Below are 15,390 nucleotides of genomic sequence, written 5' to 3' on the forward strand. Positions count from 1 at the left end.
CTCTCGCACTCTTTGGAGGTTTAAGTTGGCTACCCAGAAGATCCGCATTCGCCTCAAGGGCTATGATCACGAGGTCGTCGATCAGTCCGCGAAGCTCATTGTCGAGACCGCTCAGAAGACCGGCGCTCGCGTTTCCGGTCCTGTCCCCCTGCCCACCGAGCGCAACCTCTACACGGTCATCCGCTCGCCGCACAAGGACAAGGACTCCCGCGAGCAGTTCGAGATGCGCACCCACAAGCGCCTCATCGACATCCTCGACCCCACCTCGGGCACCGTTGATTCGCTCATGCGTCTCGACCTCCCCGCTGGCGTCGACATCGACATCAAGCTCTAAGCTTTTTGCTCGATAGTGCGATTTGTAAGGCCGCAGCCCTAAGGGTTGCGGCCTTTTTTGTATCGATGGGGTAAAGGGTCTACACTACTGAGCTATTCGACAAACGAGTGTATGAGTAAAACTGTTGGGGGCAGATATAGATGGTCGAGTGGATCGTTCGTCGTGCGCAGGGCGACCGTGCGCGTGTGGGCACGTTGGCGGGCGTGATGTGTATTCTCGCCAATGTGGCGCTATGCGCTGCGAAGGGTGCAATTGGCGTGCTGTCGGGATCGGTTTCGATTGTGGCGGACGCCATGAACAACCTGTCTGACGCCAGCTCAAACATCGTGAGCGTGCTTGGCTTTAAGCTGGCTGGCAAGCCGGCAGACCCCGAGCATCCTTACGGCCATGGCCGCTACGAGTATCTCTCGGGTCTGGTCGTGGCGGCGCTCGTGCTGCTCATCGGCCTCGAACTGGTGAAGTCCTCGTTTGAGCGTATCGTCCACCCCGAACCCGTCGAGTTCTCGCTTGCCCTGGTGGCAGTCTTGGCGCTTTCGATGGTTGTTAAACTGTGGATGGCGGCCCTCAACCAAAAGCTCGGTGACCGTATTGAGTCTGAGACGCTGCATGCGACCGCGCAGGATTCCAAGAACGATGTCCTTGCTACAGGCGCCGTGTTAGCGTGCGCAATTGTTTCGCAGGTGACGCATATCAATCTTGATGCTTGGGTCGGCCTTGCCGTTGGCGCCTATATTGGCTGGAGCGGTTTTGAGCTCATCCAGGATACGGTGAGCCCGCTTTTGGGTCAGGCGCCCGATCCCAAGCTGGTCGAATATATTCGCGGCAAGATCATGAGCTACCCTGGCGTTTTGGGCGTTCATGACCTAATGGTTCACGACTACGGCCCGGGCAGGAAGTTCGCAAGCGCTCACGCCGAGATGGCGGCCGAGGCCAGCCCGCTGGAAAGTCACGACACGCTCGACAACATTGAACAGGCATTTAGGGACGAAGACGACATGATTGTCACGCTTCACTACGATCCCATCGTGACCGATGACCCCAAGGTGGCGAGCATGCGCTTGCGCATTCACGCCATGGCCCAACAGATCGATAGCCGCCTTTCGATTCATGACCTGCGCTGTGTGCCGGGTCCTACGCACACCAACGTAATCTTTGACTGCGTGCGTCCCTCGGATTTGGGCATGGGGTCCGATGAGCTCAAGCACGCGTTGGCCCAGAGGGTCGAATCGGAATTTCCCAAGTCGATTGCCAAGATTACGATCGACGATGACTACGTAGGGCATACCCACGAGTAGGTCTGCGCCGGCAAAGCACGTTATACAGAAGGGGAGAATATGAAGAGGCTGTATCTGCTCCGCCACGGCCAGACGGAATTCAACGTAATTAAGCTCGTCCAGGGTCGCTGTGATTCACCGCTTACCGATTTGGGCCGTCAACAGGCCCAAGCGGCAGCCGAATGGCTCAAAGCCCACGGCGTTGTCCCCGACAAAGTGGTCTCATCGCCTTTAGGCCGAGCCATGGACACGGCAAGTCTCGTCGCATGCGAGATCCTCGGTCCGGATGCCACTGTCGAACCCTGCGAAGGCATCATCGAGCGCGGCTATGGGACCTTCGAGGAAGGCCCGCACGACGCATTGCCTACCGACGTTTGGGATCCGGGCGAGGATTTGGTCCCCTTTGGAGGAGAAGGAAGCCGCACGCTGCAAGAACGCATGGTAGACACCCTCACCAATATCATGGGCGCCGAGGGCATCGAAACCCTCCTAGCAGTAAGCCACGGCAGCGCCAGCCGCCAATTCATCAAGGCTGCAGCTCCAGAGGGCTTCGAGCTCCCAGCAAAACTCCCCAACTGCGCCATTATGATCTTCGATTTCGACGATGCGCGAGAAGAGGACGATACGCCCCAATGCAAGTTCACCTTGCAGCAAATTGTGGATCCCCAACAAAGTCATTAGCTGAGCGAGCAGAGTTAAGCAGACATCAACGTGTCGTCTCCCGAGCTTGGCAGAGGGGCGGCGAAATATATTAAGTTTGTCGCGAGTTCCGCACGCAAAGGAAAGCACTTAATGTGCTTTCCGTCTTGCGCAGGACTGTAGAGCAGCAAATTTAATAAATTTCGCCGCCCCTCTGCCAAGCCCAGGCGACTTCACGCACTTTACCTGCGTAAACAATGTGAGTGAAATATGAATCTCGATGGATACGCCCGCAGCCGTGTATACTAAACAGCTGTGTGAAACCAGGGGAGTATTCTGGCTGGACAAAATGCCTGCTTAATAGGGTTGTCAGGTAGTCCGGACGCAATACAAGGCTGGGGAGCACGTCGTGTAAGTAGTGGTCCTCTAGGGGCGTACGCTCGGTGGTGTACGCATTGTCCCAAGACCACGCGAGAGTTGGGATCATATCTTGATCAGCATGATTCTCGGCCGCAAGATTGGCATGACCCAGGTTTGGGACGAGAACGACAACGTCGTTCCCGTCACGGTCATCCAGGCTGGCCCCTGCGCTGTCTCGCAGGTTAAAACTCAGGCAACCGACGGCTATGACGCCGTCCAGATCGGTTTCGGCGACATCAAGGCCAAGAATGTGAACAAGCCCATGGCTGGTCACTTCGCCAAGGCCGGCGTCGAGCCTGTCCGCTTCCTTCGTGAGGTCCGCGTCGAGAACGGCGAGGAGCACAAGGTCGGCGAGGTCGTCACCGTCGCTGATTTCGCTGATGTCGAGAAGGTCGACGTCATCGGTACCTCCAAGGGTAAGGGCTTCCAGGGTCGCATCAAGCGCTGGGGTCAGCGCCGCGGTCCTATGACGCATGGTTCTCACTTCCAGCGTCACCCCGGTTCTATCGGTCAGTGCGCCTATCCTGCGCGCGTCCTCAAGGGCGTCAAGATGGCCGGCCACATGGGTAACGAGCGCGTTACCGTCAAGAACCTTTCCGTTGTCCGCATCGATGCCGAGCAGAACCTCATCTTGGTCAAGGGCGCTGTCCCGGGTGCCAAGAATGGTCTCGTCGCCATCCGTATGGCCTAAGGGCCCAGCCCATTTAGCCCAGCGTCATACCAAGGAGAACACTTAAATGGCAAAGTTTGAAGTAAAGAACAGCGAGGGCAAGAAGGTCGCCGAGGCCGAGCTCGCCGCTGAGGTGTACGGCATCGAGCCGAACATCCACGTTATGCACCACATCGTCAAGTGCCAGATGGCCTCTTGGCGTCAGGGCACCCAGTCCGCTAAGGGCCGCTCTGAGGTTTCCGGTGGCGGCAAGAAGCCTTGGCGTCAGAAGGGCACCGGTCGTGCCCGCCAGGGTTCCATCCGTGCTGCCCAGTGGCGTCACGGTGGCGTTGTCTTCGCCCCCAAGCCCCGTTCCTACGCTAAGCGTATGAACAACAAGGAGGTCAAGCTGGCTATGCGCTCTGCGCTGTCCGCCAAGCTGGCCGATGGCGAGCTCGTGCTCGTCGACGACTACGGCTTCGAGAAGCCTTCCACCAAGGCTGCCGTTGCCATGCTCAAGGCTCTTGGCCTTGAGGGCAAGCGTCTGACCATCATCGTTCGCGATGAGGACGTCAACGCCTACCTGTCGTTCCGCAACATTCCCAAGACGTTCATCATCACTGCCGACGAGGCCAACACCTATGATCTCGTCAACAACAACGCTGTGCTGATGCCCGCCGACATCGCCGCTCACTTCGGGGAGGTGCTTGCATAAATGACCGCCCACGAGATCATCATCCGTCCGATCGTGTCCGAGCGTTCCTTCTCCGGCATGGAGCAGAACAAGTACACGTTCGAGGTCGCCAAGGATGCTAACAAGTATCAGATCAAGGACGCTGTCGAGGAGATCTTCGGCGTCAAGGTCGTTCGCGTGAACACCCTGACGGTCAAGCCCAAGACCAAGCGCGTGCGCTATGTCGCCGGCAAGACCCGTTCTTGGAAGAAGGCCATCGTTACGCTGGCCGAGGGCGACACCATCGAGGTCTTTGGCAACCAGGCCTAAGACTCGCTGCTGTTGAGTGAGCTCATGCCTCCCAAATAGGGGAGGCGAGAGCTCAAGGTTTTGGGCGTATAAAATGGACACGCCCGGAACCGTGTATACGTCCGGTGTCATCGCACCCGAGGCAGAACCTCGAATCCCTGTCTGCGATGGCTAACGGATACCTATTGAAAGGGATTGTAATGGCTGTAAAGCACCTTAAGCCGACCTCCGCTGGTAGGCGTTGGCAGACGATCTCCGACTTCTCCGAGATCACCTGCACCAAGCCCGAGAAGTCTCTTCTCGAGCCCCTGCCCAAGAAGGCCGGTCGTAACAACAACGGCCGCATCACCACCCGCCACCAGGGCGGCGGCGTGAAGCGTCGTTACCGCGTGATCGACTTCAAGCGCAACAAGGACGGCGTGCCCGCCAAGGTTGCCACGATCGAGTACGATCCGAACCGTTCCGCTCGCATCGCTCTGCTGCACTATGCTGACGGTGAGAAGCGCTACATCCTGGCCCCCAAGGGCCTCGAGGTCGGTCAGACCGTCATGTCCGGTTCTGACGCCGACATCAAGCCGGGCAACGCTCTGCCCCTCGCCGACATCCCCGTCGGTACGCTCATCCACGCCGTCGAGTTCCAGCCGGGCAAGGGCGCCGCTATCGCCCGTTCCGCCGGTAACTCCTGCCAGCTGATGGGTAAGGAGGGCAAGTACGCCATCGTCCGTATGCCTTCCTCTGAGATGCGCCGCATCCTCGTTACCTGCCGCGCCACCGTCGGTGAGGTCGGCAACGCTGATCACGCCAACATCGTCATCGGCAAGGCCGGCCGTAAGCGTCACATGAACGTGCGCCCGACCGTCCGCGGTACCGTTATGAACCCTGTCGACCACCCGCACGGCGGTGGCGAGGGCAAGAACCACACCTCTGGTCGTCCCTCTGTTACCCCCTGGGGTAAGCCGACGAAGGGCCTTCGTACGCGCAAGAAGAAGAAGGTCTCGAACCAGCACATCATTCGTCGCCGTAAGAAGTAATTTCGGATACCGAGTTTTAGGAGAAAGCACTTATGAGCAGAAGTCTCAAAAAGGGCCCGTTCGTGGAGACTCGCCTTCTCTCGCGTATCACCGCGATGAACGAGGCTGGCAAGAAGGACGTCGTGAAGACTTGGTCCCGCGCGTCCACCATCTTCCCCGAGATGGTTGGTCACACCATCGCCGTCCACGACGGCCGCAAGCATGTGCCCGTGTATGTTACCGAGTCCATGGTTGGTCACAAGCTCGGCGAGTTCGCGCCGACTCGTACGTTCCGTGGCCACAAGGCCAAATAGGGGGTTAACCGTAAATGGCAACTAAGTCTATTGAAACTGAGGCCACCGAGGTTCGCGCCGTCGCTAAGTACGTGCGTGTTTCCCCCAGCAAGGCCCGCCTGGTGGTCGATCTGATCCGCCGCAAGCCTGTCGCTCAGGCCTTCGACATCCTCCACTTCTGCGACCGCGCCGTCGCCGTGGATGTCGAGAAGGTTCTCCGTTCCGCCGTTGCGAACGCCGAGAACAACAACGGTCTGCGTGCCGACAACCTGGTTGTCGCTGCTGCCTATGTTGACGAGGGTCCGACGCTTAAGCGCATCCGTCCCCGCGCCAAGGGTTCCGCTTCTCGCATTCTGAAGCGTACTTCCCACATCACCGTCGTCGTTGCTCCTCGAAAGGAGGCGTAAAGCTGTATGGGTCAGAAAGTCTACCCCACCGGCTTCCGTCTTGGCATCACCGAGAACTGGCGCTCCCGCTGGTTCGCAGAGAAGGATTACGCTAAGACCCTCGGTAACGATCTCGAGATCCGCAAGTACCTCGAGAAGCGTCTCTCCCGCGCAGCTGTCTCCCGCGTCGAGATCGAGCGCGCTGGCGACAAGGTGAAGGTCATCATCTTCACCGCTCGCCCCGGCGTTGTCATCGGTAAGAAGGGTGCCGAGATCGATACCCTCCGTACCGAGCTCGAGAAGGTCGCTGGCGTCTCCAAGGGCCAGCTCTCCGTCGACGTTGTCGAGATCAAGCGCCCCGAGCTCGACGCCAACCTCGTTGCTCAGTCTATCGCTGAGCAGCTCGAGGGCCGCGTTGCCTTCCGTCGCGCTATGCGCAAGGCTGTCCAGTCCGCCCGCAAGGCCGGCGCCAAGGGCATCCGTATCCAGTGCTCCGGTCGTCTCGGCGGTGCCGAGATGGGCCGTCGTGAGTGGTACCGTGAGGGTCGCGTGCCTCTGCACACCCTCCGTGCCAAGATCGACTACGGCACGGCTGTCGCCAGCACCACCATGGGTGCCTGCGGCGTGAAGGTCTGGATCTACCTGGGCGAGAAGCTCCCGGGCCAGCCTGTTCCCAACCCTGCACTCGAGGGCTCTTCCCGTCCTCGTCGTCGTAACTCCGAGAGGAGGGGTCAGTAGTGCTTGCCCCTAAGCGTATTCTTCACCGCAAGGTGCAGCGTGGCTCCATGAAGGGCCAGGCCAAGGGTAATACCGAGCTGCATTTCGGCGAGTTTGGTATCCAGGCTCTCGAGGCCCATTGGATCACCAACCGTCAGATCGAGGCCGCTCGTATTGCCATGACCCGCTACATGAAGCGTGGCGGTCGTGTCTACATCACGATCTTCCCCGATAAGCCCATCACCAAGAAGCCTGCCGAGACTCGCATGGGTTCTGGTAAGGGTAACCCCGAGGAGTGGGTGGCCGTCGTCAAGCCCGGCCGCATCATGTTCGAGGTCAAGGGTGTTCCCGAGGAGGTCGCTCGCGAGGCTCTGCGTCTTGCGCAGCACAAGCTCCCCATCAAGACCAAGATCGTTGCTGCCAAGAACGCCGAGCAGCGCATCGAGAAGGAGATGGCTGAGGAGGCCGCTCTCGAGACCAAGTGGGCTGCTGAGGACGCCGCCGCCGCCAAGGAGGAGAACTAATGAAGCCCGCAGAGATTCGTGAGCTCTCGGACGCTCAGCTCGTTGAGAAGCTGAAGGAAATGCGCGCCGAGCTCTTTAACCTTCGTTTCCAGATGGCCACCAGCCAGCTGGACAACACCGCTCGCGTCAACACCGTGAAGAAGGACATCGCTCGCGTCCTCACGGAGCAGCGCGCCCGCGAGATCGCAGCGGAGAAGTCCGCTGTCGCCGAGTAGGACCTAAGGAGAGAACATGACTGATTCGCGTAACTCGCGTAAGGTCCGTACGGGTGTCGTTACCTCCGTCTCCGGTGCTAAGACCATCGTTGTCACCATCACCGAGCGCAAGCGTCACCCCAAGTACGGCAAGATGATGACCAGCTCCAAGAAGCTGCACGCTCACGACGAGGAGTGCACGGCTGGCGTGGGCGACACCGTCCGCGTTATGGAGACCCGTCCTATGTCCAAGATGAAGCGTTGGCGCCTCATCGAGGTCGTCGAGCGCGCTAAATAAGCAGTCGCTCTTACGACTTATACGTTTCCGAAGATGTGCGTATGCCTGGCTTGCATACCACGGGCCGCATAAAGGCTGCGCACCTCTCTTCGGTTCTTAGTTCGGAGGAACATCTACCATGATTCAGATGCAAACCATGCTGAACGTCGCCGACAACTCCGGCGCTCGCAAGATTCGCTGCATCAAGGTGCTTGGCGGTTCCAAGCGTCGTTATGCAGGCATCGGCGATGTGTTCATCGGTGCTGTCCAGGAGGCTACCCCTGGCGCCAACGTCAAGAAGAAGGACGTTGTCCGTTGCGTCGTCGTTCGCACCGTTAAGGAGATCCGCCGCAAGGATGGCTCCTACATTCGCTTTGATGATAACGCCTGCGTTGTCATCAACAACGATGGTTCGCCCGTCGGCACCCGTATCTTCGGGCCCGTCGCTCGCGAGCTTCGTGACAAGAAGTACATGAAGATCGTCTCGCTCGCTCCCGAGACCCTGTAGTTAGGGGAGATATATGTATATCAAGAAGGGCGATAAGGTCCAGGTTCTCTCTGGTAAGGATCGCGGCAAGCAGGGCGTTGTCCTGCGTGCTCTCCCTGCCGAGAACAAGGTCGTTGTCGAGGGCGTTTCGGTCGTCAAGAAGGCCGTCAAGCCCAACGCTGCCAACCAGCAGGGCGGCATCGTTTCGCAGGAGGCTCCTATCGATGCCTCCAACGTCAATCTCGTTTGCCCCGAGTGCGGTAAGGTTACCCGTGTCGGTCACGAGAAGGACGGCAAGAACAAGCTGCGCGTCTGCAAGAAGTGCGGCCACAAGTTCTAAGCTGCCCGCAACATCTAAGTTGCTAGCAAAGGCCCGGATGCCACGGCACTCGGGCCTTTTTCTATCCCTACTCATTGGGGACAGACTTAAATGAGTGGCTACTTCTGACATACTCATTGGGGACAGACTTAAATGAGTGGCTATACTCATTGGGGACAGACATAAATGACTAGTCGTTGGGGACGTTCTTAAACGGCTAGTTGATGGGGACAGTCTTGCCACGAAAGCGTCGTACGGGAAACGCCCCCAGGATTCGACAGCCTGGGACAGTCCCTATGTGCCGGCAGTTAGGGATGATCTTTTGATGTCTGATGCCCCTAGGGGGCAGAGTAAGACAGCCTGCTTTGCCTTTAGGGGTTTTGGTGTTCCGCCTTTTTCTGCATCATAACGATCGATGCATGCGTATTTACGCACAGAGTCTTGCGCGATAATGCGCATAGCCGCGCAAATATCTGCTAATTATGGTTTAATTATAACCGATAAACAAATAAACACGCAAATACAAGCAAATGCGCGCAAATTTGTGCGAATATAAGGCTGTTGGAAATGAAGAACTTCCGGTGACTCAGGAGGCACATGATGACAGATTCCAAACAGGCTCCGCTCGACGCCGAAGCAGCCGCTAAGGCGGCGTTTGCCTCGGTCCAAGATCAGCCGTTCCCTAACGACATCTTTACGGCTCCCGAGCTTCGTTGGGCTGTGATCGGCTGCGGCGTTATCGCCAACCAGATGGCCCAGTCTCTCGCCCTTGCCGGCCGCAAGCTTGCGGGCGTCGCCAACCGTACGCTTTCCAAGGCCCAGGCTTTTGCCGAGCAGTATGGCGTCGAGAAGGTGTACGAGACGGTTGAGGACCTCTACGCCGATCCCGACATCGACGCCGTTTATATCACCACGCCGCATAACACGCATATCACCTACCTGCGCGCCGCTCTGGCAGCAGGCAAGCACGTGCTTTGCGAAAAGGCCATCACCCTCAACTCCGCCGAGCTCGACGAAGCACGTGCCATTGCCGACGAGCATAACGTGGTCCTTATGGACGCCACCACGGTGCTCCACATGCCCTTGTATCGGGAGCTGCGCCGCCGCATGGATGCCGGCGAGTTTGGCCGCATGAACCTCGCTCAGCTCAACTTTGGCAGCTACAAGGAATACGGCGACCTGACCAACCGTTTCTACAATCGCAACCTTGCTGGCGGTGCCATGCTCGATATTGGCGTGTATGCCCTGTCCGTCATGCGTCTCTTTATGGCAAGCCAGCCTGTTGAGGTCGTTTCGCTCGGCAACACCTGTGAGACCGGCGTTGACGTTGCGGGCGGCATCGTCTGCCGTAATGCCGAGCAGCAGCTGGGCGTGGTGAGCCTTACACTTCACTCCAAGCAGCCCAAGCGCTCGGTCATCAGCTTTGACAAGTGCTATATCGAGGTCAACGAGTATCCCCGCGCCGATCACGCAACGATTGTGTGGACTGCGGACGGGCACCGTGAGGAGGTCCACACCGGCACCGAGGCATACGCTCTGTGCTACGAGATGGCCGACCTGGAGAAGGCCGTTGCCGGCGATGATTCGAAGCGCGAGCTTCTGGATTATGCTTCTGATGTCATGGAGCTTATGACCAAGCTCCGCGCCGACTGGGGAGTCGTGTACCCCGAGGAGGAGTAAGCGATGCTTGCGGAGGATAGGCTCAACGCGATCGTCTCGATGGTCCAGCAGGCTGGCTCGGTTACTGTGCAAGAGCTTGCCGATACCCTGGGCGTGACGGCGTCTACCATTCGGCGCGACCTGCAGACGCTCGATCGAGCACACCGTATCGCCAAGGTCCACGGCGGAGCGACAAGTCTTGAGCGCGCGCACGTGACGCGCGACCTAACGCTCAATGAGCGCAGCGACCTCCATAACGACGATAAGGAGCGTATCTGCGCCCGCGCCGCGGCGCTGGTGGAGCCCGAGAGCTTTGTATACATCGATTCGGGCTCGACGACGCTCAAGCTCATCGAGCATCTTCCACACCTTGAAGATGTCACCTATGTGACCGATTCCGTGCTCCATGCTCAGCACCTCGCTTTGCGCGGCATGCGTACCGTGGTGCTGGGCGGCGAGCTCAAGCCCGAGACCGAAGCACTCGTTGGCCCCGATGCCTTGGCAACCTTAGACCGCTACAATTTCAACTGTGGCTTTTGGGGTTCTAACGGCATTGCCGCCGAGCAGGGCTTCACGGCGCCCGATATCGAGGAGGCGCAGGTTAAGCGCATCTCGATGCGCCATACGGCCAAGCGCTTTGTAATCTCGGATGCCAGTAAATTTGGCATGGTGGCGCCCGTCAAGTTCGCGGACTTTCGCGACGCTACAATCATTACCGCGGGCGAGGTGCCCGCCAAGTATCGGGCAATGGACAACGTCATCACGGTCTAGCGACGGGACAAGGCCAAAACCATCACAAAGGTGCCTGTCCCCATTGTGGTGGTTAGTAACGAAAACCGAGTAGTTTTCTCAATAGAAAAGCGGCAACGTCCATCACAGGCGTTGCCGCTTTCGTTGTCCGCCGGTTTGTCTAAGTCTGTAACAACTGGACCGTTAAAAGTGGGCTAGATGTTACAGATTGAGATACTTCCGAACCGCGCCATCCCTTTGTCTCAATCTGTAACATCTGGGATCGATTTTGCCGAGTTATTGTTACAGATCGAGATTTTCCCTTGAGGGGGATTTGAGTGTCTCGATCTGTAACAGATAGGCCGGAAAATGGGTTCTAACTGTTACAGATCGAGATGTTTTGGGGCCGCGGCTGAGCCATCGTGGCGGCTTGACGTTTGCCCAGATAAAACCTGCCAAAATAAACCTGTCCCTTTTTGGCAGGTTTTAGGGCTCCCAGGGGCAGGGGGCTTCGATGTAGATGTGCTCGCCGGTTACGGGATGGGTAAAGGATACGCTGTGGGCGTGGAGCATGAGGCCACAGGGGCGCGGCGTTCCGTACAGGTCGTCGCCAACCAGGGGATGATGCTCGCTTGCCAGGTGCACGCGAATCTGGTGTTTGCGGCCCGTGAGCAGCTCAACATCGATATACGAACGGGTGGGCAGGCCTCGACGGCTCTTAAGGCGCTTGAGCACCTTGACGCGCGTCTGCGACGGCTTGCCGCTGGCGCCGACGCGCATCTTGCGGCTATCGTGGCGGTCGCGGGCGATGGGCTTGTCGATGAGTTTTTCGTTCCAGTCGATCTTGCCCTCGGCGAGCGACAGATAGTGCTTTTCGAAGGCGTGGTCGATGACCATCTGGTCAAAGGCGGGCTGCGTCTGCTTGTCGAGCGAGAACAACACCACGCCGGTAGTGTCGCGGTCCAAGCGGTTGAGCGGCTGCATGTCGGTCGCGGCAAAGCCGTCGCCCATCGCCAGCAAAAGGTCGCTGGCATAGTCGGTAAGCGTGCGCTCGCCGGTGCCGTCGCCGTGGACGATCATGCCGGCGGGCTTATCGATGGCCATGAGCCAGGCGTCGCAATAGAGGACTTGGGGTTCTTCGTTCACGTGTAAGCCTTTCGGTTAGCTAATTCCCACAAACATGCAGCCCGAAGTGGCGCCGCGCAGGCGGGCGGCGGGCTTACGGCCGGCCTGCGCGGCCTCGACGGCGCGACGGACGCGTGCGACGGCGCGGCCAATCTCATCGGCCTCGAGCAGGGTTCCGTCGACCATGAGACGGCGCACGCCGGCGTCGAGCAGCTGTGGAACCTGCGGTGTGAGGTCGATGGGGTAGGCGTCGTACAGGCGCGAGCGGCCGTGGATGTCGGTGCGCACCGGCATGACCTTGCCGTCGATATTCTTGAGCGACAGCTTGCGGGCGCGCAAGCGGCAGTGGGCGCAATCGTGGATGCAGCCATTGGCCACCTGCAGGATGCAGTGCTCGCTCGTCATAACGCGCGGGCGCCCGAAAACGGTGATGCCCAGGGCCGCGGGCGCGGAGGTACCAAGCGAGATAATCTCGTCGAGCGTGATCTCGGGCGAGAGCCAAAACGCCCCGGCTCCGCGCTCGGCGAGTGCCTCCATGCAAGGCGTGTTGTGCACGGGCAGGCAAGAGCGAATCTCGGCCGTGGCACCAACCTGGGCGGCCAGGGCAAGCTCAGAGATGTTGCCAATAGCGACCGTGGCACCGGCAACAACCCACGGGTCGACGCGCGCGTGGTCGACGGCGCGGCAGACCTCATCGAGCACGGGAACAATACCCTGCTCAAACGCATCGGCGGGGGAGAGCTCGGCCGCATCGAGCGCGTCGGTGGTCATGTAGATGCGCGCGGCTCCCTCCGCGCGCGCTGCCTCGGCGGCCTCGAGCGAGGTGACGGTGGCACAGATCTGCGGCTCATCGCGGTAGTGCTCGGGCGCGGGGCGGGAATCACTGGTGACAATCGCCGGAATCTCGAGCGTTTTCGCGCGCTCCTCGTAAGGCGCCAGAATGGCCTCCTCGAGCGCCTTGCAAGCGGCGGCGCGCACCTTGTGCACAGCGGAGAAGCCCATGCCACAGCCCTCATCGAGCGCCACGTCAAAGCTCGCGGCCTCAAAGGGCGAGGAGCCCATGCGGCCCACATGCTCCACCAGATCGGACGCCTCAACCGCGCGGGTCTTGGCGGTCTCGACGGTAAAGCCGGTGGCGGTGGCGGTGAGCGTGGGGTCGTCGCAGCAGGTGAGCGTGACGGTAAACGGCTCGCCCAGACGCGCCGCGACGGACACGTCTACGGCGCGGCGGCGTAGCACGTCGCGCTTGAGCGCGGCGCCGGCAGCGTCAATGGCGCGCTGACTGCGAATCACACGCACGCGGCAGCCCTCGGGCATACTACGGGGCACGCGGCACTCGATGATGTCGCCGGCGGCGGCATCATCGGCGGCGATGGTAGTCAGGAACTGGTCGAACTCATCGTCGTGACGAAGCTCCAACAGGTCGCCCTTGCCCACGGGCTCAAACAGCTCAATGCGGGCGATGGCGGCGCGGCGACGACGGTCGTCGGGTTTGAGCCCGCGCACGTCGCGGTTGGCCATACGGCTGCCCAGCACCGTGCCCACGATCTGGCCGCGGTTGTTGGAGCGCCCGTAGCTCATCATCTCGTCGCCCGAGGTGCCGTCCTGATAGGCGTGCGTAAAGTCGCGGTTAAAGCAGCGCTTGAGTTGGCGCTGGCGAGCGGCGTCCTCGTCCTTATCTACGACGGCCCCGGCCAGCATGTCATCGATCTGATGACGATACACATCGACGATGGAGTACACGTAATCGGGCGCCTTCATACGGCCCTCGAGCTTGAGCGATGCGGCGCCGGCGTCATACAGGCGGCGAACAAGCTGTGAAGTGTTGGTGTCGCGCGGGCATAGCGCGCGCTCGCGACCGGCGGGGGAGAGCGTGCGGCCGTTCTCGTCAATTAGCTCGTAAGGCAGGCGACAGGGCTGGGCGCACATGCCGCGGTTGGCCGAGCGGCCCGCCATGGCAAAGCTCGAGAGCAGGCACAGGCCCGAGTAGCAAAAGCAGATGGCGCCGTGGCTAAAGACCTCCAGGTCAACGTCGGGCGCGGCGTCGTGGATGGCGGCGATCTCGTCGATGGAAAGCTCGCGCGAGAGGGTCACGCGGTCGGCGCCCTGCTCGCGGCACCAGATGGTTCCACGGTCATCGTGGATGTTCGCTTGGGTCGAGATATGGGTCTCGATGCCGGGCATGGTGCGCTTGACCTCAAAGAACAGGCCCCAGTCCTGGATGATAAAAGCGTCGGCGCCCAGCGTGGAGCAGCGGTGGATGAGCTGCAGTGCATCGCTCATCTCGGACTGCTTGATGACGATGTTGACCGTGACGTAGACGCGCGAGCCGGCCAGGTGCGCGGCGCGGCAGGCCTGCTCAAAGGCCTCATCGGTAAAGTTGGTGGCCTTGCGGCGGGCGTTGAAGCTGCCCATGCCGCAGTAGATGGCGTCTGCCCCGGCGGCGAGCGCGGCGGCAAAGGGCTCCGGGCCTCCGGCGGGGGCCAGAAGCTCGGGCCTGCGGTTGGTGGTTCGGCTGGCGGTTGCGGTCATATCCTGCCTTTCAAAATGCTCAGATACTCAAAAGTATAGTGGCACCGTCGCGATGGGCGATGCCCGCAGCCTAAGCAGGACAAAGTCTTCAGCAGCCTGGGCTGGCTGACCCCGTGGAGAACCGTTCAGCGGTTCGGGGAAACCGTTGGGCGATAAAATATTCTCGCATTCTGATAATTATCTTGCAGCGGGCAAAATCATCCCCTACTATCCCAATCAAGCGCGGTATTCAGACCGAACTGTGCCTCCCGGTGCGAACGCCGCGCTCACGCTCTCTATTTGATCGTAAGGAGAAAAACATGAGCAAGACCGTCGTGTCTTCCGATAACGCGCCCGCAGCCATCGGCCCGTATTCCCCCGGTATCCAGACCGGCAACATGGTGTTCCTGTCCGGCCAGCTGGGCATCGATCCCGCGACCGGCAAGCTGCCCGAGGGCATCGAGGCCCAGGCCAAGCAGTCCCTCGCCAACGTCGAGGCCCTGCTGACCGCTGCCGGCGCTACGTTTGCCGATGTCGTCAAGACCACGGTCTACCTGGCTGACATCGCCGACTTTGCCGCCGTGAACGAGATTTATGCCTCCAAGTTTGAGGCCCCGTTCCCCGCGCGCAGCGCTTTCCAGGTTGCCGCTCTTCCGGCTGGCGGTCTGGTCGAGATCGAGGTCGTCGCCGCTCTCTAAGGCGTTGGCAACAACTAAACATGACATGCAAAAAGACCCTGCAGCGCGTGTGAGCTGCAGGGTCTTTTGTCACGTGACGGATCGCTTGCGGAGCCACCAAGGGCAGTCTTTTTGGGACGGGGCCATTTTAGCTACCCCTATATGCAGGATTGATTTTACTTGC

Annotated in this window: 19 protein-coding genes and 1 pseudogene; 18 read left to right on the plus strand and 2 right to left on the minus strand. The window is 60.0% G+C overall.

Annotation, left to right across the window (positions count from 1 at the left end):
• Positions 1-25 precede the first annotated feature (25 nt).
• From rpsJ to ACTQV3_RS00205, 17 genes and pseudogenes are all read left to right on the plus strand, one after another.
• The gene (gene rpsJ, locus ACTQV3_RS00125; RefSeq protein ID WP_427717612.1) at positions 26-334 is read left to right on the plus strand and encodes a 30S ribosomal protein S10; all 309 of its coding nucleotides are present in this window, start codon (positions 26-28) and stop codon (positions 332-334) included.
• A gap of 140 nt (positions 335-474) precedes the next feature.
• Complete coding sequence (locus ACTQV3_RS00130; RefSeq protein ID WP_441535650.1) at positions 475-1,629, plus strand: cation diffusion facilitator family transporter; 1,155 nt, start codon at positions 475-477, stop codon at positions 1,627-1,629.
• A 39-nt stretch (positions 1,630-1,668) separates the two neighbouring features.
• Positions 1,669-2,289 (plus strand): histidine phosphatase family protein, encoded by a 621-nt coding sequence (locus ACTQV3_RS00135; protein ID WP_441535651.1) that lies wholly within the window; start codon positions 1,669-1,671, stop codon positions 2,287-2,289.
• 448 nt (positions 2,290-2,737) lie between these two features.
• Complete coding sequence (rplC, locus tag ACTQV3_RS00140) at positions 2,738-3,358, plus strand: 50S ribosomal protein L3 (protein WP_089572481.1); 621 nt, start codon at positions 2,738-2,740, stop codon at positions 3,356-3,358.
• A gap of 46 nt (positions 3,359-3,404) precedes the next feature.
• A complete protein-coding gene (gene rplD / locus ACTQV3_RS00145; RefSeq protein ID WP_006235032.1) occupies positions 3,405-4,031 on the plus strand; it encodes a 50S ribosomal protein L4 in 627 nt (208 codons plus the stop codon).
• Complete coding sequence (gene rplW, locus ACTQV3_RS00150; protein WP_006235033.1) at positions 4,032-4,319, plus strand: 50S ribosomal protein L23; 288 nt, start codon at positions 4,032-4,034, stop codon at positions 4,317-4,319.
• 179 nt (positions 4,320-4,498) lie between these two features.
• On the plus strand, positions 4,499-5,329 hold the full coding sequence (gene rplB / locus ACTQV3_RS00155; protein WP_117583062.1) for a 50S ribosomal protein L2: 831 nt from the start codon (positions 4,499-4,501) through the stop codon (positions 5,327-5,329).
• Positions 5,330-5,361: 32 nt separating this feature from the next.
• Positions 5,362-5,622, plus strand: coding sequence for a 30S ribosomal protein S19 (rpsS, locus tag ACTQV3_RS00160; RefSeq protein ID WP_006235035.1), 261 nt, complete (start codon positions 5,362-5,364; stop codon positions 5,620-5,622).
• Between the two features lie 14 nt (positions 5,623-5,636).
• Complete coding sequence (gene rplV / locus ACTQV3_RS00165) at positions 5,637-6,008, plus strand: 50S ribosomal protein L22 (protein WP_006235036.1); 372 nt, start codon at positions 5,637-5,639, stop codon at positions 6,006-6,008.
• 6 nt (positions 6,009-6,014) lie between these two features.
• Positions 6,015-6,725: a 30S ribosomal protein S3 gene (gene rpsC / locus ACTQV3_RS00170; RefSeq protein ID WP_154514689.1), complete on the plus strand. Its 711-nt coding sequence runs from the start codon at positions 6,015-6,017 to the stop codon at positions 6,723-6,725.
• Positions 6,725-7,141 (plus strand): annotated as a pseudogene (gene rplP / locus ACTQV3_RS00175) (50S ribosomal protein L16); the annotation flags it as partial. The gene rpsC and the pseudogene rplP, both read left to right, overlap by 1 nt.
• A gap of 86 nt (positions 7,142-7,227) precedes the next feature.
• A complete protein-coding gene (rpmC, locus tag ACTQV3_RS00180; protein WP_006235039.1) occupies positions 7,228-7,443 on the plus strand; it encodes a 50S ribosomal protein L29 in 216 nt (71 codons plus the stop codon).
• 16 nt (positions 7,444-7,459) lie between these two features.
• Entirely contained in the window at positions 7,460-7,720 is a 261-nt protein-coding gene (gene rpsQ, locus ACTQV3_RS00185; RefSeq protein WP_006235040.1) for a 30S ribosomal protein S17, read from the plus strand.
• A 118-nt stretch (positions 7,721-7,838) separates the two neighbouring features.
• The gene (rplN, locus tag ACTQV3_RS00190) at positions 7,839-8,207 is read left to right on the plus strand and encodes a 50S ribosomal protein L14 (protein ID WP_117734331.1); all 369 of its coding nucleotides are present in this window, start codon (positions 7,839-7,841) and stop codon (positions 8,205-8,207) included.
• A 13-nt stretch (positions 8,208-8,220) separates the two neighbouring features.
• Positions 8,221-8,526, plus strand: coding sequence for a 50S ribosomal protein L24 (gene rplX / locus ACTQV3_RS00195; protein ID WP_006235043.1), 306 nt, complete (start codon positions 8,221-8,223; stop codon positions 8,524-8,526).
• Between the two features lie 579 nt (positions 8,527-9,105).
• On the plus strand, positions 9,106-10,185 hold the full coding sequence (locus tag ACTQV3_RS00200; protein ID WP_154515174.1) for a Gfo/Idh/MocA family protein: 1,080 nt from the start codon (positions 9,106-9,108) through the stop codon (positions 10,183-10,185).
• Between the two features lie 3 nt (positions 10,186-10,188).
• Positions 10,189-10,935, plus strand: coding sequence for a DeoR/GlpR family DNA-binding transcription regulator (locus ACTQV3_RS00205; protein WP_427717633.1), 747 nt, complete (start codon positions 10,189-10,191; stop codon positions 10,933-10,935).
• A 444-nt stretch (positions 10,936-11,379) separates the two neighbouring features.
• Here the strand turns inward: ACTQV3_RS00205 and ACTQV3_RS00210 are convergent, their stop codons facing one another.
• Both ACTQV3_RS00210 and ACTQV3_RS00215 read right to left on the minus strand, forming a co-directional pair.
• Positions 11,380-12,039: an RluA family pseudouridine synthase gene (locus tag ACTQV3_RS00210; protein ID WP_441535652.1), complete on the minus strand. Its 660-nt coding sequence runs from the start codon at positions 12,037-12,039 to the stop codon at positions 11,380-11,382.
• A 15-nt stretch (positions 12,040-12,054) separates the two neighbouring features.
• Positions 12,055-14,550 (minus strand): DUF3656 domain-containing U32 family peptidase, encoded by a 2,496-nt coding sequence (locus ACTQV3_RS00215; protein ID WP_441063345.1) that lies wholly within the window; start codon positions 14,548-14,550, stop codon positions 12,055-12,057.
• A gap of 299 nt (positions 14,551-14,849) precedes the next feature.
• Between ACTQV3_RS00215 and ACTQV3_RS00220 the strand changes: the two genes are divergently transcribed.
• Complete coding sequence (locus ACTQV3_RS00220; protein WP_152077077.1) at positions 14,850-15,227, plus strand: RidA family protein; 378 nt, start codon at positions 14,850-14,852, stop codon at positions 15,225-15,227.
• Positions 15,228-15,390: the final 163 nt, after the last annotated feature.

Source organism: Collinsella sp. LCP19S3_A7, from assembly GCF_052121995.1.
Taxonomy (GTDB): Bacteria; Actinomycetota; Coriobacteriia; order Coriobacteriales; family Coriobacteriaceae; genus Collinsella.

Excerpts from the sequence above, each read along its gene's own strand:
- rplX (WP_006235043.1), top strand. The coding sequence starts at position 8,221 with ATGTATATCAAGAAGGGCGATAAGGTCCAGGTTCTCTCTGGTAAGGAT.
- rpmC (WP_006235039.1), top strand. The coding sequence starts at position 7,228 with ATGAAGCCCGCAGAGATTCGTGAGCTCTCGGACGCTCAGCTCGTTGAG.
- rplB (WP_117583062.1), top strand. The coding sequence starts at position 4,499 with ATGGCTGTAAAGCACCTTAAGCCGACCTCCGCTGGTAGGCGTTGGCAG.
- rplV (WP_006235036.1), top strand. The coding sequence starts at position 5,637 with ATGGCAACTAAGTCTATTGAAACTGAGGCCACCGAGGTTCGCGCCGTC.
- ACTQV3_RS00200 (WP_154515174.1), top strand. The coding sequence starts at position 9,106 with ATGACAGATTCCAAACAGGCTCCGCTCGACGCCGAAGCAGCCGCTAAG.
- ACTQV3_RS00220 (WP_152077077.1), top strand. The coding sequence starts at position 14,850 with ATGAGCAAGACCGTCGTGTCTTCCGATAACGCGCCCGCAGCCATCGGC.
- ACTQV3_RS00205 (WP_427717633.1), top strand. The coding sequence starts at position 10,189 with ATGCTTGCGGAGGATAGGCTCAACGCGATCGTCTCGATGGTCCAGCAG.
- ACTQV3_RS00130 (WP_441535650.1), top strand. The coding sequence starts at position 475 with ATGGTCGAGTGGATCGTTCGTCGTGCGCAGGGCGACCGTGCGCGTGTG.
- rplW (WP_006235033.1), top strand. The coding sequence starts at position 4,032 with ATGACCGCCCACGAGATCATCATCCGTCCGATCGTGTCCGAGCGTTCC.
- rpsQ (WP_006235040.1), top strand. The coding sequence starts at position 7,460 with ATGACTGATTCGCGTAACTCGCGTAAGGTCCGTACGGGTGTCGTTACC.
- rpsS (WP_006235035.1), top strand. The coding sequence starts at position 5,362 with ATGAGCAGAAGTCTCAAAAAGGGCCCGTTCGTGGAGACTCGCCTTCTC.
- rpsC (WP_154514689.1), top strand. The coding sequence starts at position 6,015 with ATGGGTCAGAAAGTCTACCCCACCGGCTTCCGTCTTGGCATCACCGAG.
- ACTQV3_RS00135 (WP_441535651.1), top strand. The coding sequence starts at position 1,669 with ATGAAGAGGCTGTATCTGCTCCGCCACGGCCAGACGGAATTCAACGTA.
- ACTQV3_RS00215 (WP_441063345.1), bottom strand. The coding sequence starts at position 14,550 with ATGACCGCAACCGCCAGCCGAACCACCAACCGCAGGCCCGAGCTTCTG.
- rplD (WP_006235032.1), top strand. The coding sequence starts at position 3,405 with ATGGCAAAGTTTGAAGTAAAGAACAGCGAGGGCAAGAAGGTCGCCGAG.
- rplN (WP_117734331.1), top strand. The coding sequence starts at position 7,839 with ATGATTCAGATGCAAACCATGCTGAACGTCGCCGACAACTCCGGCGCT.